We start from the raw sequence: 21,109 nt of genomic DNA, 5'->3' as shown, positions 1-21,109 counted from the left end.
ATTCGGTTCCGTGAGCAACTTCGGGTGGACCCTGCACGGCAACGGAAAGAGCGTCGCAGCAGGGGCAGTGGTGGAACCGGATCAGCGTTTGACGTGGCCGCGCACCATCGGAATCGGTATGCAGCACGTCATTGCTATGTTCGGTGCCACCCTCCTGGTCCCCACGGTGACGGGATTTCCGGTCACCACCACGCTGCTCTTCTCCGGCATCGGAACCGCGCTCTTCCTGATCATCACCCGCGGGCGGGTTCCCAGCTATCTCGGATCGTCGTTCGCGTTCATCGCGCCCCTGACCGCCACTCAGGCATCCGGGGCGGCAGCGCAACTCGGCGCTGTCATGTCGGTCGGAATAGTGCTGGCCGGTGTCGGATTCGTGGTCCGATTCGCGGGCAGCCGGGTCATCGAGGCGGTAATGCCACCCGTGGTGACCGGTGCAGTAGTCGTGCTCATCGGACTGAACCTCGCTCCGGCGGCCACGTCGTCGTTCGAGGCGCAGCCGCTGGTTGCTGCGGTGACATTGTTCGCCATTCTTCTCGTGACCGTCGCCGGGCCAGGGATGCTCGGACGGCTGGGGATCTTGGTCGGGGTCGTGCTCGGTTGGGTCTTCGCCGCCATCACCGGGCAGATCGACGACACCAGACTCGGTGCCATGCGCGACGCGGCCTGGATCGGTATTCCCGAGTTCCGCGGGCCGACGTTCGAGCTGTCCGTCGTGCTCATCGCTCTACCGGTGGTGATCGTGCTCGTCGCGGAGAACGTGGGTCACGTCAAGGCAGTGGCCGCGATGACCGGCAAGTCACTCGACGATGTGGCCGGTGATGCCCTCATCGCCGACGGTCTCGCCACCACCCTCGCGGGCGCTGGCGGAGGCTCGGGTACTACGACGTACGCCGAGAACATCGGCGTCATGGCAGCCACTCGCGTCTACTCCACCGCCGCCTACTGGGTGGCCGCCGCGACTGCCGTCGTGCTGGCATTTTCCCCGAAATTCGGTGCTCTCGTCTTCACGGTTCCGGACGGAGTCATCGGCGGAGCCACCCTCGTGCTCTACGGTCTGATCGGTCTCCTCGGGGTACGGATCTGGACCGACAGCGAGGTCGATTTCACCGATCCCGTCAACCTCACGGTCGTCGCCGCCGCGCTCGTCGCCGGAATCGGCGATCTGACACTGACGATAGGTTCGATCGCACTAGGCGGGATCGCCTGGGGATCGGTCGGAATACTCGTCGGGTATCCGGTGATGCGGGCGCTCAGCAGAGGTGTGACTCGCTAAACGGGTCACCGATCACGCACGGCTCGGTCATCGACCGAGCCGTGCTCACAGTCGTAGTGTCGAGGTATATCACCGGCGGCGGTGTTGTTGCCGACCGGGAAAGCCCCTCGAAGGAGAGAAGTAGTGGACCGCACACTGTTCGAGCCCGAGCACGACCTCTTTCGTGAGTCGTACCGCAAATTTCTGGCCCAGCACGTAGCGCCCAACCACGCGAAGTGGGAAGAGCAGAACATCGTCGACCGCGGCGTCTGGGTCGAAGCCGGCAAGCAAGGGTTCCTGGGCACCGCCGTTCCCGAGGAATTCGGTGGCGGGGGAGTCAAGGACTTCCGCTACAACACCATCCTCACCGAGGAAACCACACGTGGTGGGTACAGCGGCATCGGCTTCACGCTGCACAACGACGTCGTTGCGCCGTACCTCATCGACCTGTGCAACGAGGAGCAGAAGCAGCGGTGGCTGCCCGGATTCTGCTCGGGCGAGCTGATCACCGCAATTGCGATGACCGAGCCGGGAACCGGTAGCGACCTGCAAGGCATCAAGACCCGCGCAGTCCGCGACGGCGACGAATGGGTCCTCAACGGCTCGAAGACCTTCATCACCAACGGAATCAACGCCGACCTGGTGATCGTCGTTGCGTGCACCGATCCGGACAAGGGCGCCCAGGGATTCAGCCTGCTCGTGGTCGAGCGCGACATGCCCGGTTTCGAGCGTGGCCGCAACCTCGACAAGATCGGTATGAAGGCTCAGGACACCGCCGAACTCAGCTTCACCGACGTCCGTGTTCCGGCGGCCAATCTTCTCGGCGACGAGGGCATGGGCTTCATCTACCTCATGCAGAACCTGCCTCAGGAGCGTCTGTCCATCGCCGTGGTGGCAGCGGCCGCAATGGAATCCGCGCTGGAGATGACCATCCAGTACTGCCGCGACCGCAAGGCCTTCGGCAAGTCGATCGGCAAGTTCCAGAACACACGTTTCGTGCTGGCCGAACTTGCCACCGAAACCACCGCGACACGCATCATGGTCGACAAGTTCGTCGAACTCCTCAACGCCGGCACGCTGACGGTGCAGGAAGCCGCGATGGCGAAGTGGTGGACCACCGAGAATCAGGTCCGGCTCATCGATCGATGCCTGCAGTTGCACGGCGGCTACGGCTACATGAAGGAATACCCCATCGCCAAGGCCTACATGGATTCGCGTGTGCAGACCATCTACGGCGGCACCACGGAAATCATGAAGGAAATCATCGGCCGAGGACTCGATCTCTGAGTTTTCGAAAGACGCAAACCCGAACGACGAGCAGGGGCTCGGCAACCATATTGTTGCCGAGCCCCTGCTCGTTTTCAGGCCGACCTGTGTTTGGTCAGAGTTTGCGCATGACGGTGACGACCTTGCCGAGGATCGCCGCATCGTTGCCCGGTATGGGATCGAACAACGGATTGTGCGGCATCAGCCACACTTCGCCTTTGCTGCGCTTGAACGTCTTCACCGTCGCCTCACCCTCGATCATCGCCGCCACGATGTCACCGTTGTCGGCCACGCTCTGCTGACGAACCACCACCCAGTCACCGTCGCAGATCGCGGCGTCGATCATCGACTCGCCGACGACCTTGAGCAGGAACAGTGAGCCCTGGCCCACGAGTTCGCGCGGCAACGGGAACACGTCCTCCACAGCTTGCTCGGCCAGAATCGGCCCGCCCGCGGCGATACGCCCCAGAACCGGAACGAACGTGGGTGTGGGGAGCTGTTCCTCGGCGGGCGCCGAACCGTCGGCAACCGCCGCGGCGTGGTCTGCCTGGACCTCGTCGAGTCCGCGCACATCCACTGCGCGTGGGCGATTGGGATCGCGCCGCAGGAATCCCTTGCGCTCGAGAGTGCGCAACTGATGAGCCACCGAGGACGTGGACGTCAGACCCACGGCGTCACCGATCTCACGAATGCTCGGCGGGTATCCGCGTTCGGTGACCGACGCCCTGATGACCTCGAGTACCTTGCGCTGACGCTCCGTCAGTCCGGCGCTGACATCGGTGCCTTCACCCTCGAACGCTTTCGCAGTGGGGACGGCAGCAGGCTTTCCCGCGGGCTTGCCTGCCGACTTGGTCGATTTCGGTGTCGACTTCGGTGAGACGGTCGATTTCGGTGACCCTGACGAGGTCTCGTCTTTCATTCCTGCGTCCTCCTGCGTCGTGGCTGTAGCTGAAGCTCGAGTGCGACCTGAGCTGGCCGGGTGGTGTGGATGTGGCGTGTGGCTTCTGACACGAACTTAGCCCGTCGACGCTGTTCGATCAAACATCTGTTCGATCCGTGTCGCGTTTTCTACTGACTTTGTCGGAGCTGCGTGATAGAACTTCGAACAAGCGTTCATCGAACGCCTGATCGAATACACCCTTCGATCATGTCCACTCCAGTGGAGGTTCTCATGAGCATCACGACCGAGCGGCGTGTCAGTGCGCACCGTGGCAGTACACACAGGGGGAGTGCTGTTCGTCGGCGTCCCACCCCGCAGCGCCGTCGCTACCTGCACACGAGCGCCCCGCAGGGAATGGCGCGCGGGCACCGCGAGGCGTGTGTCGAGGACAGGAGCCCGCAGACGCTGTCGTGGACTGCAACCGTCCTCGGTGTTCTCGCCACCGCCGTGGTGCTGTTGGCGTTCGTCGCTGTCGCGAATCTGCGCGCAGGCTCGATCGAGTCCGCACCGCAGGTAGGTGTCGCCGTCGTTCAGCAGGGCGAGACGCTCAGCGACGTCGCTCAGCGCATCGCACCGGGAGTGCCCGTGCAGGATGTGGTCGACAGCATGCTCGAACTGAACGGCCTCGCCGGCGCGTCGGTGTCCCAGGGCCAGCAACTGGTGATTCCAGCCACAGCCGGCCGGTAGCGCCGATCATGACCGTGCGCGTCGCAGATCCGGTGTGCCGAGAGCTCCGCGTATCGGGTGATCGAGGTGCGTACGTGAGGCTCCGAGTATCCTCGATGCCCGTACCCCTCGAGCGTGATCCAAGGGAGTGCATCGGCTACGACGGAGGCTCCTTCATGCATTGCCCGTTCTGCAGGCACCCCGACTCTCGTGTGGTCGACTCACGCGAGGCGGACGAGGGGCAAGCAATCCGCCGCCGACGCTCGTGCCCGGAATGTGGTCGTCGGTTCACCACAGTCGAGACCGCCGTGCTGGCCGTCGTCAAGCGCAGCGGGGTTACCGAGCCTTTCTCGCGTGAAAAGGTCGTCAAGGGTGTTCGACGCGCCTGCCAGGGGCGAGACGTGGACAACGACGCGTTGAACCTGCTGTCGCAGAAGGTGGAGGACGCTGTACGCGCCTCCGGTTCGGCCGAAATCCCCAGCCACGAGGTCGGGTTGGCCATTCTCGGTCCACTACGTGATCTGGACGAGGTGGCGTACCTGCGGTTCGCCTCCGTGTATCGGTCCTTCAGCTCGGCCGAGGACTTCGAGAAGGAGATTCAGGACCTACGCGCGCACCGCGAGTCGTCCGCGGTCGACTGACCCGCGTAGTCGCGAGGTGGTTTTGCCCTTACGTCTGATGGCGTTGGCGGATACATCTCCCTACACGGTGCGTCTCGTGAGTCCCTCCGAGGCAACGAATCGTGCCCATCGCTGGATCTTTTCGACTACCGGTCGTGGTGTTCGAAGCCAGCCGATGTGGCCTATCGATCCACCGACCGGGCAGTCGGCTCTGCCATAAGTCCACGTTTCCAGATGCTCCGGTGTAACAGCTCTTTCGAAGTGTTCCGCCGCTCGAACGGGAACCAGGTCGTCGTCATCGAGTCGGACCGCGAGAGTGGGAATGGTGATCCGACCATCCACGGGAAGCGGAGCTTTTCCGGCGTACACCATTCGAGCCCATTGCCGCATCAAAGTCCTCGGAGTCGGTGCACCGAAGCCTGGCTTCGGCCAGTAGCCGGCTATCGCGGTCCCTACTGACACTGCTTCGGCTACCGCAAGTTCTCGTAGGCCCAGGCGCGGAAAGTGGCGAAAGTGGGGTACCGAGGCGCCGACGGTTATCAGTCCATCCGGACAGCACTTGATCGGGGTCTCGCCGGTCAGCAGGGCTGCGCCAAGCTGAGCGCCGAAACTGTGGCCGAGGACAAGAACTGGCTGATCCGGCTGCGAGTTGCGTGCTGTGCGCACGGCGGCTGCAAGATCATCGACTTCATCGTTGAACGACCAATCCACTGCTCGCGACGGAGCTGTATCGCCCTCTTCGATGCCTCTTCTGGGCGCCACGTCGGCTGACCATCCGATCTCGTCCAGTGCGCCGAGTAGGCGTCGATAGGCCCGAGCTGGCACGGCCATTGCGGGAGAAATGATGATCTTCGGGGGCGTTGAGTTGCTCATGGCCCAATGGTGCATTCGTCGACCCACAAGGGCTACTACCTCAGAGGTCATATGAACCGGACAGCTACTACGTAGCATCGAATCATGGCGGTGTCGGTGGGGGTAATGCTTCAGCAATGGCGTTCGCGTCGGTCGATCAGTCAGCTCGATCTGGCCCACGATGTCGGTGTCTCCCCACGGCATCTGAGCTGTGTGGAAACCGGCAAGTCCCAACCCAGTCAGGCCTTGTTGGATGCCTTGGCGAGGAAGTTGGAAATTCCTCTACGGGAACGGAATTCACTGTTTCTGGCCGCAGGTCATGCTCCGCGATACTCTGAGGTCGCGTTCGATGACCGGCAGCTCGTGCGCATCAGAGCAACAATCCAGGAACTCCTGAACGCTCACGATCCCTTTCCCGGGGTTGCGCTCGATCGGGCCTGGAACGTCGTGCTGGCCAACAGCTCTGCAACTAAGCTGATGTCTTTGATTCCAGATCACCTGCATGGACCGCCTCTCAACATGTTTCGGGCATCGCTTCACCCCGATGGGTTGTCGGGCCATACCTGCAACTTCGATGAATGGGCGAGTTATCTACTCGATCAGCTTCGTCGGCTCGTGCGAACAACCGGTGATGACCGTTTGACGGATATCGAGCGTGAGGTGAGTGAATACGAGACCGTGCGCATCCTCGATGGACCTCGGGCGAGTGGCAGCAGCCGAGATCAACATGACCCTCAATTGGTGGTGCCCTTCGAGATGCTTCTGGGAAGCTCCAGGCTTTCCTTCTTCACCACGATGACCACCTTTGGCACTCCGCGTGACATAACGCTCGAAGAACTGACCATCGAACTCTTCTATCCCTCGGACCAGCTCACGGCAGACATGCTGCGAGCCGAATCGTGAGTGAACGGCGCAGAATCGGCCCCGACTACGCTTGCCGCTATGGAAGCTCACCAGACAGAGGCCAATCGCAGTTGGGTAGTTTTCGCTTTCGGTTGGCCGGTAGTCTGCGGAATCGCCTACGCAGCTTGGACGATGTACCGACCGTCGACGGTCAGTGTCGACGGCTGGACGGCGGCCTACGGCTTTGTTGTCGGTGCAGTTCTCGGTGGCCTTCTCGGGTGTGCAGCTTTCGTCGGCGGAACGTGGTCGTTGGCACTCCTGGACGGCGAGCGCACTCGCACTGTGGGGTGGCTGGGCGCAGTGTCGATCTTCGCGCTGATCACCGCTTCGACCGTCGGTATCACCGTCCTCGCGCTGTTCGCATTGTCGAGGGATGTGGCCGCTGCCGTTGGACCCACCGTGGTGGTCGTCGGCGTCAGCTTTCTCGCCTCGCTGACATACGGTCCGTTGGTAGTTCGCCGGCGGGCGAGCCCGCGGTGATGAAGGTTTGGTCCGGCTGACTGCGTCCTGAGCGGTGTGCGGATTGACCGGTGCCGCGAACTCAGCCGCGCCCAGCTGCGTCGATAGCTTTCTGCACGCGCTTCTCCGACACTGGATACGCCGTACGAACGCTCTGCGCGAAGAGCCCGACTCTGAGCTCCTCGATCATCCAGAACACATCCTGGACGGCGGCGCCCTGCCGGCGGGCCTCGGGTAGCGACTTCACCAGTCGGTCATAGGATTCGTAGACGCGATCCAACACGTCCATACCGGCGTCGTCTCTGGCGGCGCTGCTGGGCAACGCATTCAATCGAACCGTCGCAGCCTTGAGGTACCGAGGGATCTCCGCCAGACGTGTGGACCCGAACTCGAAGACGAAGCCGTCGAACACCAGAGAAGCGAGTTGCTCGCGAACGTCGTCTGCGGCATCACCCTGCGCCCGTTCCAGAACCGCGCGCAAAGCCAGTGATTCGGTCAGAATCTGCCGCACCAGTACAAGGATGCGCGAGGTGCGCGCAGTCACATCGGCATTGACCGCCTTCGACAGCGCGGCGAAAGCGTCGGGGGACCGAACCGGACCACCGTGATCATCCATCGATTCGTCGACAGCTGTTCTACGGCAATCCTCGAGCAGAGCGTCGATGCTCCCGTACGGGTTCTGCCCCAGAGCCAGCCGCTCACGCGTTGGTATCCCGGCAATCAAGGCCTTGGTGCCGCGCGGTGCATGTTCCAACAGCAAGGCGCGGGTCCCATCACGCATGGCTTGCCGCTGCTGTGCGGGCGTACTGAGGATCCGGACTGCCACGCCGCCGCCTTCCGGTACCAGCGCCGGGTAGCCGGTAACGGTCTGGCCGCCGACCGACCGGGTGACGGCCTGATCGAGAGTCCCGAGGCTCGACGAGGTCCATGCCAGCGTCGGAGCCCGTTCGGCCGCACCGACTGCTGTGGCCACCTCCTGGGTGATTCGAGGCGCCAACGTTCGCCGCAGCCGGTCCAGGTCCTTGTCCGAACCCAGCTCGGTGCCATCGGTATCGACAGCCGCGAACGTCATGCTCAAGTGCCCCGGCATGGACGCCACATCGAAATCGGTGGGATCGATTCGGCACGAACCGAGCCGGGACAGTTCACGAGCGAGCGCGGTCACCACCGGTTCGGCACGCGGTGTCATGGCGGCGAGTGCCGCGGCGGCGAAGTCCGGCGCGGGCACCACGTTTCGACGCTGCGCCTTGGGGAGGAGTTTGATGAGCGTGGACACCAACTCCGCGCGCATGCCCGGTACCAGCCAGTCGAATCCGACGGGTTGCACCTGGGCGAGCAGAGCGATCGGGATGCGGGCGGTGACACCGTCCGCGGCGGCACCCGGTTCGAACTGGTACGTGAGCGGAAACTGAACATCTCCCTGACGCCACGCGTCGGGGTAGTCACCGCCCAGCACAGATCCCGCGTCGGCATTGACAACCGTCTCAGGGGTGAAGTTCAACAGATTGGGTTGGGTGCGTCTGGCTTTCTTCCACCACGTGTCGAAATGGCGCGCCGAGACCGCTTCCGCGCCGATACGAGCGTCGTAGAAATCGAACAGTGTGTCGTCGTCGACGACGATATCTCGGCGTCGAGCTCGGTTCTCGAGCTCACCGACATCGTCGAGCAACTCCCGGTTCTCGTGAAAGAACGGATGCTGGGTCTTCCACTCTCCCTGCACCAGGGCGTGCCTGATGAACAGCTCGCGTGAGACTTCCGCATCGATGGAGTGATAGTTCACCGGTCGCCCGGTGACCAGCGGTATCCCGTAGAGGGTGACGCGCTCGTAGGCCATCGCCGACTGCCGCTTGGTGGACCAGTGCGGCTCCGAGTAGGTCCGTTTGACCAGGTGCGGTGCAAGCTTCTCGGCCCACTCGGGCTCGATCCGCGCCGCCATACGGCCCCAGAGTCGGCCCGTCTCCACCAGTTCCGCCGCCATCACCCAGCGCGGCGGCTTCTTGAACAACCCCGATCCGGGGAATACCGCGAAGTGGGTTCCTCGCGCTCCGAGGAATTCTCGCTTGTCGCCCTCGCGCAGTCCGATGTGCGAGAGCAGCCCGGACAGCAAAGCCTGATGCAGTGCGGCCGGAGAACTGGGCGCATCCGGGACGGTCCATCCCAGCCCGCGGGTGATCTGCCGCAGTTGCCCGTGCAGATCCTGCCATTCCCTGATCCTCAGGTAGTGCAAGAACTCGTTGCGACACATCCTGCGGAACTGGTTGGAGCTGAGGTCATCTCGCTGTGCACGCAGGTACTTCCAGAGTTCGACGTACGCGAGGAAGTCCGAGTTCTCGACGGCAAATCGGGCGTGCTTCTCGTCCGCAGCCTGCTGGTGTTCGACCGGGCGCTCCCGCACATCCTGAATGGACAGCGCGGAAACGACGACGAGTGCATCGGCGAGCGCACCGCTGGTATTGGCCTCGACCAGCATCCGTGCCATGCGTGGGTCCACCGGCAGCTGCGCCAACTCGCGCCCGATCGGGGTCAGCTCGGCCCGACCGGACTCGTTCGACGGCTTCAGCGCGCCCAGTTCTTCCAATAGTCCGATGCCGTCGCGGATGCTGCGCGGGTCAGGTGGTTCGACGAACGGGAAGTCCTCGATCCTGCCGAGACCGAGCGAGGTCATCTGCAGGATCACCGAGGCCAGATTGGTGCGAAGGATCTCCGGTTCGGTGAACGGCGGCCGGGACTCGAAGTCTTCCTCGGAGTACAGGCGGATGCAGATACCGTCCGCGACACGACCACATCGACCTGCCCGCTGGCGTGCCGACGCCTGCGAGATCGGTTCGATGGGCAGTCGCTGAACCTTGGTGCGGAGCGAGTAGCGGGAAATGCGGGCGGTGCCGGGATCGACGACGTATCTGATGCCGGGAACCGTCAGCGAGGTCTCTGCGACGTTGGTGGACAGTACGACTCGTCGGCCGCTGTGCGCACTGAACACTCGGTGTTGTTCGGCAGCGGACAGGCGAGCGTACAGCGGCACCACCTCGGTGTTGCGAAAGGCTCGATCAGCCAATGCGTCTGCCGTATCTCGGATTTCGCGCTCGCCGGACAGGAAGACCAGAATGTCTCCGTCACCCTCGCCGATCAGTTCCTGGACGGCGTCGCAGGTGGCGTCGACCGGATCGAGGTCTACGGTGGTGTCGCCGACATCGACGGTGAGGGGCCGATACCGCATCTCCACAGGGAACGTGCGGCCGGAGACCTCGATGATCGGGGCGGCCACACCGTCCTTCGCGAAATGCTGCGCGAACCGTTCCGGATCGATGGTGGCCGAGGTGACGATGACCTTGAGGTCGGGACGCCGGGGGAGCAGCTGCGCCAGATAGCCCAGGATGAAGTCGATGTTGAGGCTGCGCTCGTGCGCTTCGTCGATGATGAGGGTGTCGTATTGCCGCAGCATTCGGTCGCGCTGGATCTCGGCGAGCAGAATGCCGTCCGTCATCAGCTTGACGAGCGTCGCATTCGAAGACTGATCGGTGAATCGCACCTTGTATCCCACCGACTCGCCGATCTGTTCGCCCACTTCCTCGGCGATGCGCTCGGCGACGGTCCTGGCTGCCAGACGACGGGGCTGTGTGTGGCCGATCGAGCCTCGAACGCCGCGTCCCAGCTCGAGGCAGATCTTGGGGATTTGGGTTGTCTTACCAGAACCGGTCTCGCCGGCGACGATGACTACCTGGTGTGCCTCGATGGCGGCTGCGATGTCGTCGCGTCGCATGCTGACAGGCAGGTTCTGCGGGTACTCGATGCGAGGCACTGCGGCACGCCGATTGGTGACGACTGTCTCGGCTCGCGCGATCTCGCTTTCGACTCGTTCCAACGCGTCCTCGGTTCGAGCTTGGTCGAGGCGCCGACGAAGTCGATGTTCGTCGCGAAGGGTGACGCCGGACATACGCGAAAGGAGCGAACGACGACGCTCGGAGACAGGTGAAGTAGACATGGAAGTTCCAAGGGTAATCGCGCATCGCTGTGCGGGAGAATTTCGGGCGCTCTCCGCTCCCAACGCCGTGGGTCGGCTCGTGCGGCGGCCCGACTAAGCTTCGAGCCATGTCTTCTCCAGAACCGGGTGCATCACAAGAGCCGACGTACGAATCCACTCACTCCGCCCTGTGGCACGGGTTCGCGGATATGGGGGCCGTCACCGCTAGTGGACCGTTCGTCGTCTCCCGCGGCGAGGGCGCGCACATCTTCGATCGCGAGGGCAACAAGTACCTCGACGCTACCGCAGGGCTGTGGTTCACCAACGTCGGTCACGGACGGACCGAGATCGCCGACGCAGTCGCAGCTCAGCTCGGTTCCCTGGCTCACTACTCCAACTTCGGTGACTTCGTGCCGGAGACCACGCTGGCTTTGGCAGAGCGTCTGGGCGAGATCGCACCGGTCGCCGGAAGCAAGGTCTTCTTCACCTCGGGTGGGTCCGATTCGATCGACACGGCCGCCAAGCTCGCCCGGCGTTACTGGCATGAGGTCGGCAAACCCGGCAAGACGATGATCGTCGGTCGGCAGAAGGCTTATCACGGCATGCACGTGGCGGGGACGTCGCTGGCCGGCATCGCTGTCAACCACGAGAACTACGGCGTCCTGATGCCCGATGCCAGAACCGTCGCCTGGGACGACGCGAAAAGCCTGCTGTCACTGATCGAGGAGGTGGGTGCGGACAAGATCGCAGCGTTCTTCTGCGAGCCGATCATCGGGGCCGGCGGTGTCTACCTCCCACCGGCCGGCTATCTGCAGGAAGTGCGTCAGATCTGCCGCGACAACGACGTGCTCTTCGTCGCCGACGAAGTGGTGACGGGCTTCGGCCGCATCGGTGGATCCTGGTTCGCTTCCACACGATTCGACCTGCAACCCGATCTGATTGCCACAGCCAAAGGCCTCACCTCCGGCTATGTGCCGATGGGTGCTGTCTTCGTCGCGCCGCACGTCGCCGATCCGTTCTTCTCCGGTGGTGTCTGGTGGCGTCACGGATACACCTACGGCGGCCACGCCGGTGCTGCGGCTGCCGCGATGGCGAACCTCGACATCATCGAACGGGAGAACCTGCTCGACGAGTCGGCGCGGCTCGAGACGACATTGCACGCACACCTCGCTCCACTCGCGCAGCACCCTCGCGTGCAGGAGGTGCGCAGCGGAATGGGTGCTGTCGCGGCAGTGCAGCTGGCCGATCCGGCCGAGGCGCTGCCGTTGGTCAAGACGTTGCGCAAGCACGGGGTATCCGGGCGAGCCGCAGGTCAGGGCGCGATGCAGATTTCACCGTCGTTCGTGATGACCGATGCCGAGGTCGAGGAGTTGGCGAGCCGATTCCTCACTGCTCTCGGCTGAATCGACGTTTCAGGCGCCGGAGAAGGGTCGTCGGTTCGGTAATGGTAACGGCAGTGGAGGCGGTCGCGGCGGCCGCTTGGGCATGACGTGCGTGCAGTCGGGCACGGACCTCGTCCGGTTCGTAGGCGCGCCGCGCCCGTTCGTTGCGCACCACGAGGGCTCCCGTCGCCGCAACGCCCACGACCCCGGCGAGACCGAGGATCTTCCACATCTTCATCGCTCAACCGTACTGTGGCCCGACGCCGGCCGGGGCGATCCGGGCTCCCGCTCTAGGCTGTCGATCATGACTGCGTCGCGAATCGACCTGAACTCTGCGCTCGATGCGACTCGAACCGGCGATATCTGGATCTTTCGTGGCCATTCGCGGGCAGACCGGGCGATCCAGACATTGACCAACAGTCCCGTGAACCATGTCGGCATGGCCGTCGTCGTCGACGATCTCCCGCCTCTCATGTGGCACGCAGAGCTGGGAAAGTCTCTGCAGGACATGTGGACCGGCAACTACCAGCGCGGGGTGCAGCTGCACGATCTACGTGAAGCGGTGATGCAGTGGTCGAACAAGTACGAGCAGCGTTGTTGGCTCCGTCAATTGAACACGGCCGTCACCCGCGAGCAGGATGACGCGTTGATGCGCACCATTGCGCGCATGGACGGCACCGCGTTCCCCACAACAGCGAAACTCACCGGCCGCTGGTTTCTGGGACGCCTCCCCAGGTTGCGCGACTTGTCGGATTCGGGCGGCGGCCCGAGCTCGGCCGCCGCGCTCGAAACCGCGTACTGCGCCGAGGTGGTTGCGCTGACCTACGACGCCATGGGACTGCTGTCCGGCAACAAGAAAGCCAATTGGTTCGACCCCGGAAAATTCTGGAGCGGCGACCGCCTGCCGTTGGCGCCAGGTGTGAGCTTGGGGGACGAGATCGCCGTCGAAGTCTCATGAATCCGAAGTCTTGTGAATCCGACGTCAGACGGTGAACGTTTCCTCGGCCACCGTACGGCCGCCGAGTTCGATCCACCCGTCAGAAGGTGTTGTCACGAGCTGTGATCCACGTCCCTGTGTGATGGTGAGTCCGCGTCCGAGCGCGTCGGTGATTCGTACCGCGGCGGCTCCGGTTGCCTCGTCCTCGGCGACGCCCATGCTGGGCGCGAACATCCGAGATCGAATCTGTCCCGCTTCTTCGTCGATCCATGCCCACACATAGTGGTGACCCTCGGTGAACGCCGTTGGATCCGTTGCCTCGACCTCGTCGACGGACGGGACGTGATGGAGCTCGAACTTCGGCGCCCAGGCTGCTCGAGACCTGATCCAGGTCATGTCTCCGTCGTAGCGGACGCGCACGTTTCCTGCTGGGACGGACAGAGTGTGGACCGGGGTGCCTTGCCCACGCAGCCACCATGACAACCCGACCGTCGGATGGCCGGCGAACGGTAGTTCGACGGCAGGAGTGAAGATGGTCGCCGAAGCGATCTGCGATCCGTCGGAATCGACGAAAACGGTTTCGCTGAAAGCGAGCTGGGCGGCCAATTCTTGGCGCCGCGGTTCGGCTACGGCGGCGGCATCGACGATGCCGAGCGCATTTCCCTGTTGGCCCGCATCGTCGGTGAACACTCGAACCACAGAAACATCGATCCCCATGAGCTGAGAATGTACAGCCCGAGGACGTGCCACGCATTCGACTTACAGCCGAGTACGGCAATGGCCCGGACGCGTGGTGCGTTCGGGCCATTGCCGGTGGGAAAACGACGCGACTAGACGGTCGCGCCTTCGAGGGTGCGACTGATCTCGACGGCCTGGCCGACGCCGGCGACGATCGAGGCCGCGCGAATGGCCTCGAAGATGACCTCACGGTCGACTCCCTCGTCACGCAGAGTCTTCTCGTGCGCCTCGAGGCAGTGGTTGCAGCCGTTGACCGCGGACACCGCGAGTGAGAACAGTTCGAAATCGGCCTTGGCGATTCCGGAGTTCGCGATGATGTTCATGCGCAGACCAGCGCGCAGGTCGTCGTACTTTCCGTCCAGGTAGCCCTTGGTGCGGTAGAAGACGTTGTTCATACCCATGATCGACGCTGCACCGAGCGCCGCGTTGTACGCCTCGGCAGACAGGTTGTCCGCTGCCTCCTCGGCGATCTCCTTCAGCGTGGCGGGCGACTTCGTCGCTGCTGCGGTGGCGAGCAAGGTGCCCCACAGCTGCTGCTCGCTGAGAACGGTCGATCGCGCGATGGAACTGAGGTTGAGTTTGAGGTCCTTCGCGTACTCGGGGAGTGAACCCTTGAGCGAATCGATGCTCATGTCAGACGCTCGCCGTCAGCAGTTCGCCTGCGTCGATGGTCGGGTCACCCTTCTTCCAGTTGCATGCGCACAGTTCGTCGGACTGCAGTGCGTCGAGGACGCGCAGCACCTCGTCGACGTTGCGGCCTACGGAACCTGCTGTGACGGAGACGAACTGGATCTCGTTGTTGGGGTCGACGATGAAGGTCGCGCGGTCGGCGACACCATCGGAGTTGAGAACGCCGGCGGCAGAAGCGAGTTCACGCTTGAGGTCGGACAGCATCGGGAAAGGAAGGGTCTTGAGCTCTTCGTGCTGTGCACGCCACTGGAAGTGCACGAACTCGTTGTCGACGGACGCGCCGAGGACCTGAGCGTCGCGGTCGGCGAACTCCTCGTTCAGCTTTCCGAATGCGGCGATCTCGGTCGGGCAGACGAAGGTGAAGTCCTTCGGCCAGAAGAAGACGATGCGCCACTTGCCGGCATGGTCGTCGCTGGTGACGGAGGTGAAGTAGTCGTCGGGCTGCTGTGCGTTCACCTTCGACAGGTCACCGCCGATGACGGCGGTGAGGTTGTATGCGGGGAACTGATCTCCGATTGTCAACAGGGCCATGGGTCCTCCTCTGTAGTGCTGCACACGTGCGCGCCGTACGGCGCCGGAATTTCGTAGGTGTGGTGGCGGCAAGACGCAACCGAGCGTCCGCGCCGACCTGGACGAGTGTGCCAAAAGTTGCTTCAAAGGGAAAGGTGATGGTTAGCACTACACTGATAGGCATGGCTGATCGAAGCTATCAACCCACACTGTCACAGCTGCGTGCGTTCGTCGCCGTGGCCGAGGATCGACACTTCGGTAGAGCGGCATCGAGGTTGAACGTGAGCCAACCGACACTGTCGCAGGCGCTGGCGTCGCTCGAACAGGGTCTAGGCGTCCAACTCGTCGAACGCAGTACACGCACGGTGCTGATGACGACAGCCGGAGCCCGTCTCCTCGAACGGGCCACCGCCGCTGTCGTCGCCGCCGACGGATTCCTCGTGCAGGCGAGCGATCTCGGCGGCCAATGGTCCGGACCGCTACGGCTCGGACTCATCCCCACGGTGGCTCCCTATCTGCTTCCTGCCCTGCTCCCTGCCCTGCGCTCCGATCACCCCGATATCGATGCAGTCGTCGTCGAGGATCAGACGCGACGACTCTTGTCCTCCCTGCGGTCGGGTGCAATCGAGGCCGCAGTGGTTGCGCTGCCGACCGATGAGGCCGGTCTGAACGAGATACCGCTCTACGACGAGGATTTCGTGCTGGCGGTGCCGGCCGGTCACCGGCTCGACGGGCGGACCGGGCTACCGTTGTCGGTGCTGAAGAACCAGCCTCTGCTGCTGCTGGACGACGGTCACTGCCTCCGCGATCAAACCCTCGATCTATGCCGTTCCGTCGATGCCGCGCCGACGTCCAGCGACACCCGGGCGGCGTCGTTGGCGACCATCGTGCAGTGCGTCGCAGGCGATCTCGGTCTCACTCTGATACCCAGATCGGCCATCGCCGTGGAAACGGCGAGGGGGACGGTCGGCACGGCGGAGTTCGCGGAACCGAAGCCGGGACGCACGATAGGCCTCGTGCACCGCGCCTCTACCGGACGGGCCGAGGACTACATGGCCCTCGCGGCCCTCGTCACCCGGATCGGCCTCGACGTGGCACGAGCGAAGAGAATTCCCCCAGCACCGCTCAGCCGGCAGTGATCGCGATGTCGTCGAAGACGATCTCGCCGAGTGCGTCCGACTCGTCGATGTCGATGACGGCCCGTAGCGACCAGCCCTGATCGCCGTCGGGGTCTTCGATGGTTTGACGCGCCGATGCGGTGCCTCGGCCGAGTGTCAGCTCGAAGAGCGCGGGCCCGCGTGCTGACGCGCCGGTGCCGATCTCGCCGTATTCTGCGAAGTACGGCTCCAATTCGACCTCCCAGTCGGGGCCGTCGTCGAGTTCGTCGAGAGTAGCCCACCTGCGTGTCGCCGCGAGTTCGATGCGCTTGAAAAGGGCGTTGCGTACGAGTACGCGGAAGGCACGCGGATTCGCCGAGATCGGCCTGGGTGCATCGCCGCCGTACGGTTCGGGCCGCTGGTCCGGCTCGGCCGACGGATCGGTGAGGTTCTCCCATTCGTCGAGCAGGCTCGAATCCACCTGCCGCACCAGCTCGCCCAACCATTCGGTGATGTCCTGCACCTCCTCGGTGCGCGACTCGGGCGGAACGGTCTGACGCAGCGCGCGGTAGGCGTCGGCCAGGTACCGCAGCACCAATCCCTCCGAACGAGTGAGCCCATAATGGCTGATCAGCTCGGCGAACGTCATTGCCCGCTCGATCATGTCGCGGACCACGGACTTCGGTGACAGTGCGACCTCGGTGAGCCACGGGTGCCCACCGAGATAGATCTCGAAGGCGGGGAAGAGCAGATCGGCGAGAGGCTTGGGCCAGGTCACCTCCTCGAGCAGTTCCATGCGTTCGTCGTACTCGATGCCGTCTGCCTTCATCTGGGCGACGGCCTCACCTCGGGCGGCGTGCTGTTGCGCCATCAGGATTTGCCGGGGATCGTCGAGTGTCGACTCGATGATGGACACCACGTCCAGTGCATGGGTGGGAGATTGGGCATCGAGTAGTTCGAACGAGGCCAGAGCGAAGGGGGACAGGGGCTGATTGAGCGCGAAATCGGGCTGCAGATCGACGGTGAGACGGGCATGGCGACCGTCGGCGTCGGGTTCGTTCAACTGCTCGACGATGCCGGCCGCGACCAGCCCGCGGTAGAGCGAGATTGCTCGCAGGATATGTGCGCGTTGCGCCGGTCGGGTCTCGTGATTGTCTTCGAGTAGGTGCCGCATCGCGGTGAAACAGTTGCCGGGCCGGGCAATCACGTTGAGCAGCATGGCATTGCTGACGGAAAAGCGTGAGACGAGCGATTCGGGGCTGGCGCCGACGATGCGCTCGAAGGTCGGTTCACCCCAGGAGACGAAACCGTCGGGAGCTTTCTTGCGCTGAACTCGCTTGAGCTTCTTGGGGTCGTCGCCCGCCTTGGCGACCAGACGCGCATTCTCGATATCGTGTTCTGGAGCCTCGACCACGACTGTGCCGAGCGTGTCGAAGCCGGCACGTCCCGCGCGTCCGGCGATCTGATGAAATTCACGTGCTCGAAGCTTGCGGGTACGGACGCCGTCGTACTTGGTGAGTCCGGTGAAGAGCACCGTTCGGATCGGGACATTGATTCCGACGCCGAGGGTGTCGGTGCCGCAGATGACCTTGAGATGGCCGTCCTGCGCAAGCTTCTCCACCAGGCGCCGGTACTTCGGCAACATGCCTGCGTGATGCACGCCGATACCGTGGCGGACCAGTCGCGAGAGTGTGTTCCCGAACCCAGTGGTGAATCGGAACGCTCCGATTGCCTCGGCGATCTGCTGTTTCTCCGCCTTGGAGGCAACGTTCACGCTCGTCAGCGCCTGAGCTCGTTCCAGCGCAGAGGCCTGCGTGAAATGTACGACGTAAACCGGGGCGAGATGAGTTTCGACGAGCTCCTCGATGGTCTCGCTGATGGGCGTGGTGACGTAGGAGAACATCAACGGCACCGGACGTTCGGAACCGGAGACGACGGTGGTCGCTCGGCCGGTGCGGCGCTGGAGATCGTCACGGAAGAACGAGACGTCGCCGAGGGTGGCGGACATCAACAGAAACTGTGCGTGCGGTAGCTCGATCAGTGGAACCTGCCATGCCCAGCCGCGGTCCGGTTCGGAGTAGTAGTGGAACTCGTCCATCACGACCTGGCCGATATCGGAATTCGCGCCCTGACGCAGCGCCAAGTTGGCGACGATCTCCGCCGTCGCGCAGATGATCGGGGCACCGGAATTGACAGAGGCGTCACCGGTCATCATGCCCACGTTGTTCGCGCCGAAGATATCGCAGAGAGCGAAGAACTTCTCGCTGACGAGAGCCTTGATCGGGGCGGTATAGAACGACCGTTTCCCGGCGGCCATGGCTGCGAAATGCGCGCCGACGGCCACCATCGACTTTCCCGACCCCGTGGGCGTGGCGAGAATGACGTTCGAACCCGACACGAGCTCGATCAGCGCCTCTTCCTGGGCCGAGTAGAGGGTCAACCCGCGTTCGGTCGTCCACGTGGTGAAGACGTCGAAGAGCGTGTCCGGATCGTGCGCCTCGTCGGTGGTGGGAGCGGGGATCAGTTCGGAGAGGAGCACGCCGTCAAGGCTATGGTGCGGGCCCACTGCGGACGTCATCGGCCCTGCTCGCGTCAGGTTGCGCTGCGCTCGTCCGAACCCATGGCGCCGAGGACGGCGAGACGCGTACTCGCGTTGCCGGTGATCTTGTCCTCGCCGATACCGGCGACCAACAGGTTGCGCCAGCGGGATTCGTCGAAGTCCAGTGTCGTGGTCGAATCGAAGAAGTCTTCGAGCACGCCCAGGAACCGGATCGGGTCGTCGCGAAACGGAAAGTGCCCGGATCGTTCGAAGACGGACAGGCGCGAACCGGGCATCGCTGAATGAGCGAGATGTGCGTGTGCGACGGGAATGACCGAATCCTGGTCTCCCCAGACGAGCAGCACCGGCAGATTCTCTGTGAGGTAACAGCGATCGAGCATCGTCACCACCTGACCCCGCCAGTCGACGACGGCCCGAAGGGTACGCAGATAGGCCTCGTGCGCCGTCGGATCGGGGAGCCCGCTGAGAACCCGGATCAGATCGGGGGTGTCGTGCAGAATTGCACCGGGGCGCAGGGGAGTGTGGTTGAGTCTGCCGATCACGTCGCCGGCCAGGCGGATCATCGGTAGTGCGCCGGGCAGTCGTAGCAGCTTGACCACTTCGCTTGCCAACGGAAGCGAGGCAATCCGAAGAAGTGGATGTACGTCCTTGGTGACGCCCCCGGAAGAGACCAGAACGAGCCGATCGACCATCTGGGGGAACTGGTACGCAAACTGCATTGCGACCCCGCCGCCGAGCGAATGACCGACGACGGTGACGTGCTCGATGGCCAGTACCGAGAGCAGATCACGCATACCGTTGGCGTATGCCGCAACGGAGTAGTCGGCGCGTGGCTTGTCGGAGCTACCGTGGCCGAGCAGGTCCGGAGCGATCACCGTGTAATTGCGGGCAAGGTGTGGGATCACCTCTTTCCACGTCTCGGAGTTGTCACCGATTCCGTGGATCAACAGCAGTGCAGGGCCTTCGCCCACCATTCGAAAGGCACGTCGATACCCGTGCACCGTGCGGTACTCGAGCCGCGGTTCGGCGTCGGGCACCGGTCGGAGCTTGCGCATGCGCGGGTTGCTCATCTCGCCTCCTGGTTCGCTACGCGAAGGGTCTTCTCCTCGCTACGCGACTGGTGTCTAGCTCACGACTCTTGCACGAGAAGGTGCGATGCGCGAATTGTGCCGACATCCAACCAGTGCCTGAGAGGGGTCGATCAGCTTTCCGGCTCGGGATCCTGCCCTGGATTCTCCGAAGGCTTCTGATCGGGCTCGGCTTCGAAATCTCCTTGTTCGGCCAGGAACTTCTCGAACTCGGCGCCCAGCTCGTCGCCGCTGGGAATACCCTCGTCTCCGGCAAGGAGCGTGGACTGCTGTTCCTGGGCCGCGACATAGGTGTCGTACTGACGCTCGAGTGCCGTCACGACCGACTGCACCTCTTCGTTGCCCGTGATGTGCTCGTCGACCTGCTCACGGACGCGAGCCGCTGCCTGGCCGAGTGCCACGAGAGGAAGATCGAGCCCACCTGCTTCGCTGACGTTCTCGAGCAGGGTTTCCGCGGCAGCGGGGTAGTCGGTTTGCGATAGGTAGTGCGGAACGTGCACCGAGTAGCCCATCGACTCGTGACCGTGCTGGGCCAACCGGAGCTCCAGCAAGGACGATGCGCTTCCCGGTACCTGTAGTTCACCGGACCAGCTCTGGTCTTCCGATACCAACTCCCTGTTGGAGGAGTGTGCCGTCACGCCGAGGGGGCGCGTGTGCGGAATTGCCATCGGGATCGAACCGAGTCCGATGGTTCGGCGAACCCCGAGTTGCTCGGCGAGCAACCGGACCGCGGTGGTGAACTTTTCCCACCGCAGGTCTGGCTCCATGCCCGCAAGCAAAAGAAACGGAGTGCCGGCGTTGTCCTTGACCGCGTAGAGATTCAACTCGGGGGCGTCGTAATCGGAGAAGTGATCGGACTTGAAGGTCATCGTTGGACGGCGTGAGCGGTAGTCGATCAGCTCATCGACGGCGAACGAGGCAACCAACTCCGATTCCAAGGTGTCGCGGAGATGCTTCGTCGCGAGCTTGACCGCATGACCGGCGTCCGAGAAGCCTTCCAGCCCGTGCACGAGGACCGGGCCGACACCGTCGTTGGACGAAATCTGCGGTGCAGGAAACTCCAGCTCGTACATACTCGACTGGTCGTCCATGCCGTACCCCTTTCGTTGGTTCGCGCCAGGCGTTCGTTGCGCCGGGCCGAAACCGACTCGAACAAGAATACCCGGCTGGGGCGCACGGTTGGTGCAT

General features: G+C 63.5%; 19 protein-coding genes. 9 read left to right on the top strand and 10 right to left on the bottom strand.

Annotation, left to right across the window (positions count from 1 at the left end; translation table 11 throughout):
- Positions 1–10 precede the first annotated feature (10 nt).
- Positions 11–1,273, top strand: a complete 1,263-nt coding sequence (locus J1M86_RS17190) for a uracil-xanthine permease family protein (protein ID WP_206510760.1) — start codon at positions 11–13, stop codon at positions 1,271–1,273.
- Positions 1,274–1,396: 123 nt separating this feature from the next.
- Complete coding sequence (locus tag J1M86_RS17185) at positions 1,397–2,539, top strand: acyl-CoA dehydrogenase family protein (protein ID WP_075840054.1); 1,143 nt, start codon at positions 1,397–1,399, stop codon at positions 2,537–2,539.
- Between the two features lie 94 nt (positions 2,540–2,633).
- Here the strand turns inward: J1M86_RS17185 and lexA are convergent, their stop codons facing one another.
- Positions 2,634–3,437: a transcriptional repressor LexA gene (lexA, locus tag J1M86_RS17180; protein ID WP_206510759.1), complete on the bottom strand. Its 804-nt coding sequence runs from the start codon at positions 3,435–3,437 to the stop codon at positions 2,634–2,636.
- Between the two features lie 228 nt (positions 3,438–3,665).
- Here lexA and J1M86_RS17175 point away from each other — a divergent pair, with 228 nt between their 5' ends.
- The gene (locus tag J1M86_RS17175; RefSeq protein ID WP_206510758.1) at positions 3,666–4,145 is read left to right on the top strand and encodes a LysM peptidoglycan-binding domain-containing protein; all 480 of its coding nucleotides are present in this window, start codon (positions 3,666–3,668) and stop codon (positions 4,143–4,145) included.
- Positions 4,146–4,300: 155 nt separating this feature from the next.
- A complete protein-coding gene (gene nrdR, locus J1M86_RS17170; protein WP_075840206.1) occupies positions 4,301–4,765 on the top strand; it encodes a transcriptional regulator NrdR in 465 nt (154 codons plus the stop codon).
- Positions 4,766–4,825: 60 nt separating this feature from the next.
- Here the strand turns inward: nrdR and J1M86_RS17165 are convergent, their stop codons facing one another.
- Complete coding sequence (locus J1M86_RS17165; RefSeq protein ID WP_206510757.1) at positions 4,826–5,617, bottom strand: alpha/beta fold hydrolase; 792 nt, start codon at positions 5,615–5,617, stop codon at positions 4,826–4,828.
- 84 nt (positions 5,618–5,701) lie between these two features.
- On the opposite strand from J1M86_RS17165, the gene J1M86_RS17160 reads away from it, so the two are divergent.
- Complete coding sequence (locus J1M86_RS17160; protein ID WP_206510756.1) at positions 5,702–6,499, top strand: helix-turn-helix transcriptional regulator; 798 nt, start codon at positions 5,702–5,704, stop codon at positions 6,497–6,499.
- 39 nt (positions 6,500–6,538) lie between these two features.
- Positions 6,539–6,979: a hypothetical protein gene (locus J1M86_RS17155; protein WP_206510755.1), complete on the top strand. Its 441-nt coding sequence runs from the start codon at positions 6,539–6,541 to the stop codon at positions 6,977–6,979.
- A 61-nt stretch (positions 6,980–7,040) separates the two neighbouring features.
- Here the strand turns inward: J1M86_RS17155 and hrpA are convergent, their stop codons facing one another.
- Positions 7,041–10,940 carry an ATP-dependent RNA helicase HrpA gene (gene hrpA, locus J1M86_RS17150; protein WP_206510754.1) on the bottom strand — a complete coding sequence of 1,300 codons (3,900 nt, stop codon included), beginning with the start codon at positions 10,938–10,940 and terminating at the stop codon, positions 7,041–7,043.
- 107 nt (positions 10,941–11,047) lie between these two features.
- Between hrpA and J1M86_RS17145 the strand changes: the two genes are divergently transcribed.
- Positions 11,048–12,322, top strand: a complete 1,275-nt coding sequence (locus J1M86_RS17145; protein WP_075840052.1) for an aspartate aminotransferase family protein — start codon at positions 11,048–11,050, stop codon at positions 12,320–12,322.
- Here J1M86_RS17145 and J1M86_RS17140 read toward each other — a convergent pair.
- On the bottom strand, positions 12,306–12,539 hold the full coding sequence (locus J1M86_RS17140; RefSeq protein WP_206510753.1) for a hypothetical protein: 234 nt from the start codon (positions 12,537–12,539) through the stop codon (positions 12,306–12,308). The genes J1M86_RS17145 and J1M86_RS17140 overlap by 17 nt on opposite strands.
- 66 nt (positions 12,540–12,605) lie before the next feature.
- On the opposite strand from J1M86_RS17140, the gene J1M86_RS17135 reads away from it, so the two are divergent.
- Positions 12,606–13,259: a hypothetical protein gene (locus tag J1M86_RS17135; RefSeq protein ID WP_206510752.1), complete on the top strand. Its 654-nt coding sequence runs from the start codon at positions 12,606–12,608 to the stop codon at positions 13,257–13,259.
- 24 nt (positions 13,260–13,283) lie between these two features.
- Here the strand turns inward: J1M86_RS17135 and J1M86_RS17130 are convergent, their stop codons facing one another.
- The 3 genes from J1M86_RS17130 to J1M86_RS17120 form a co-directional block, all read right to left on the bottom strand.
- The gene (locus J1M86_RS17130) at positions 13,284–13,955 is read right to left on the bottom strand and encodes a PhzF family phenazine biosynthesis protein (protein WP_075840051.1); all 672 of its coding nucleotides are present in this window, start codon (positions 13,953–13,955) and stop codon (positions 13,284–13,286) included.
- A 113-nt stretch (positions 13,956–14,068) separates the two neighbouring features.
- A complete protein-coding gene (locus tag J1M86_RS17125) occupies positions 14,069–14,608 on the bottom strand; it encodes a carboxymuconolactone decarboxylase family protein (protein ID WP_075840050.1) in 540 nt (179 codons plus the stop codon).
- 1 nt (position 14,609) lies between these two features.
- Positions 14,610–15,197 carry a peroxiredoxin gene (locus tag J1M86_RS17120; protein WP_206510751.1) on the bottom strand — a complete coding sequence of 196 codons (588 nt, stop codon included), beginning with the start codon at positions 15,195–15,197 and terminating at the stop codon, positions 14,610–14,612.
- Between the two features lie 161 nt (positions 15,198–15,358).
- On the opposite strand from J1M86_RS17120, the gene J1M86_RS17115 reads away from it, so the two are divergent.
- A complete protein-coding gene (locus J1M86_RS17115) occupies positions 15,359–16,315 on the top strand; it encodes a hydrogen peroxide-inducible genes activator (RefSeq protein WP_075840049.1) in 957 nt (318 codons plus the stop codon).
- Here J1M86_RS17115 and J1M86_RS17110 read toward each other — a convergent pair.
- The 3 genes from J1M86_RS17110 to J1M86_RS17100 all read right to left on the bottom strand — a co-directional run bounded on the left by J1M86_RS17110 (position 16,302) and on the right by J1M86_RS17100 (position 21,012).
- Positions 16,302–18,812: an RNA helicase gene (locus J1M86_RS17110; protein ID WP_075840205.1), complete on the bottom strand. Its 2,511-nt coding sequence runs from the start codon at positions 18,810–18,812 to the stop codon at positions 16,302–16,304. The genes J1M86_RS17115 and J1M86_RS17110 overlap by 14 nt on opposite strands.
- A 53-nt stretch (positions 18,813–18,865) precedes the next feature.
- Positions 18,866–19,903, bottom strand: coding sequence for an alpha/beta fold hydrolase (locus tag J1M86_RS17105; RefSeq protein WP_075840048.1), 1,038 nt, complete (start codon positions 19,901–19,903; stop codon positions 18,866–18,868).
- Positions 19,904–20,034: 131 nt separating this feature from the next.
- Positions 20,035–21,012 carry a proteasome assembly chaperone family protein gene (locus tag J1M86_RS17100; protein WP_206510750.1) on the bottom strand — a complete coding sequence of 326 codons (978 nt, stop codon included), beginning with the start codon at positions 21,010–21,012 and terminating at the stop codon, positions 20,035–20,037.
- Positions 21,013–21,109: the final 97 nt, after the last annotated feature.

The organism is Rhodococcus sp. KRD197 (assembly GCF_017168235.1).
In the GTDB taxonomy this organism is placed as follows: domain Bacteria; phylum Actinomycetota; class Actinomycetes; order Mycobacteriales; family Mycobacteriaceae; genus Rhodococcoides.
This window is presented reverse-complemented; position numbering and strand designations above follow the sequence as displayed.

Coding starts and splice junctions, on each gene's coding strand:
- J1M86_RS17165 (WP_206510757.1), bottom strand. CDS start 5,617: ATGAGCAACTCAACGCCCCCGAAGATCATCATTTCTCCCGCAATGGCC.
- J1M86_RS17125 (WP_075840050.1), bottom strand. CDS start 14,608: ATGAGCATCGATTCGCTCAAGGGTTCACTCCCCGAGTACGCGAAGGAC.
- J1M86_RS17120 (WP_206510751.1), bottom strand. CDS start 15,197: ATGGCCCTGTTGACAATCGGAGATCAGTTCCCCGCATACAACCTCACC.
- J1M86_RS17100 (WP_206510750.1), bottom strand. CDS start 21,012: ATGGACGACCAGTCGAGTATGTACGAGCTGGAGTTTCCTGCACCGCAG.
- nrdR (WP_075840206.1), top strand. CDS start 4,301: ATGCATTGCCCGTTCTGCAGGCACCCCGACTCTCGTGTGGTCGACTCA.
- J1M86_RS17140 (WP_206510753.1), bottom strand. CDS start 12,539: ATGAAGATGTGGAAGATCCTCGGTCTCGCCGGGGTCGTGGGCGTTGCG.
- J1M86_RS17155 (WP_206510755.1), top strand. CDS start 6,539: ATGGAAGCTCACCAGACAGAGGCCAATCGCAGTTGGGTAGTTTTCGCT.
- J1M86_RS17175 (WP_206510758.1), top strand. CDS start 3,666: ATGTCCACTCCAGTGGAGGTTCTCATGAGCATCACGACCGAGCGGCGT.
- J1M86_RS17145 (WP_075840052.1), top strand. CDS start 11,048: ATGTCTTCTCCAGAACCGGGTGCATCACAAGAGCCGACGTACGAATCC.
- J1M86_RS17130 (WP_075840051.1), bottom strand. CDS start 13,955: ATGGGGATCGATGTTTCTGTGGTTCGAGTGTTCACCGACGATGCGGGC.
- J1M86_RS17160 (WP_206510756.1), top strand. CDS start 5,702: ATGGCGGTGTCGGTGGGGGTAATGCTTCAGCAATGGCGTTCGCGTCGG.
- J1M86_RS17135 (WP_206510752.1), top strand. CDS start 12,606: ATGACTGCGTCGCGAATCGACCTGAACTCTGCGCTCGATGCGACTCGA.
- lexA (WP_206510759.1), bottom strand. CDS start 3,437: ATGAAAGACGAGACCTCGTCAGGGTCACCGAAATCGACCGTCTCACCG.
- J1M86_RS17115 (WP_075840049.1), top strand. CDS start 15,359: ATGGCTGATCGAAGCTATCAACCCACACTGTCACAGCTGCGTGCGTTC.
- hrpA (WP_206510754.1), bottom strand. CDS start 10,940: ATGTCTACTTCACCTGTCTCCGAGCGTCGTCGTTCGCTCCTTTCGCGT.
- J1M86_RS17105 (WP_075840048.1), bottom strand. CDS start 19,903: ATGAGCAACCCGCGCATGCGCAAGCTCCGACCGGTGCCCGACGCCGAA.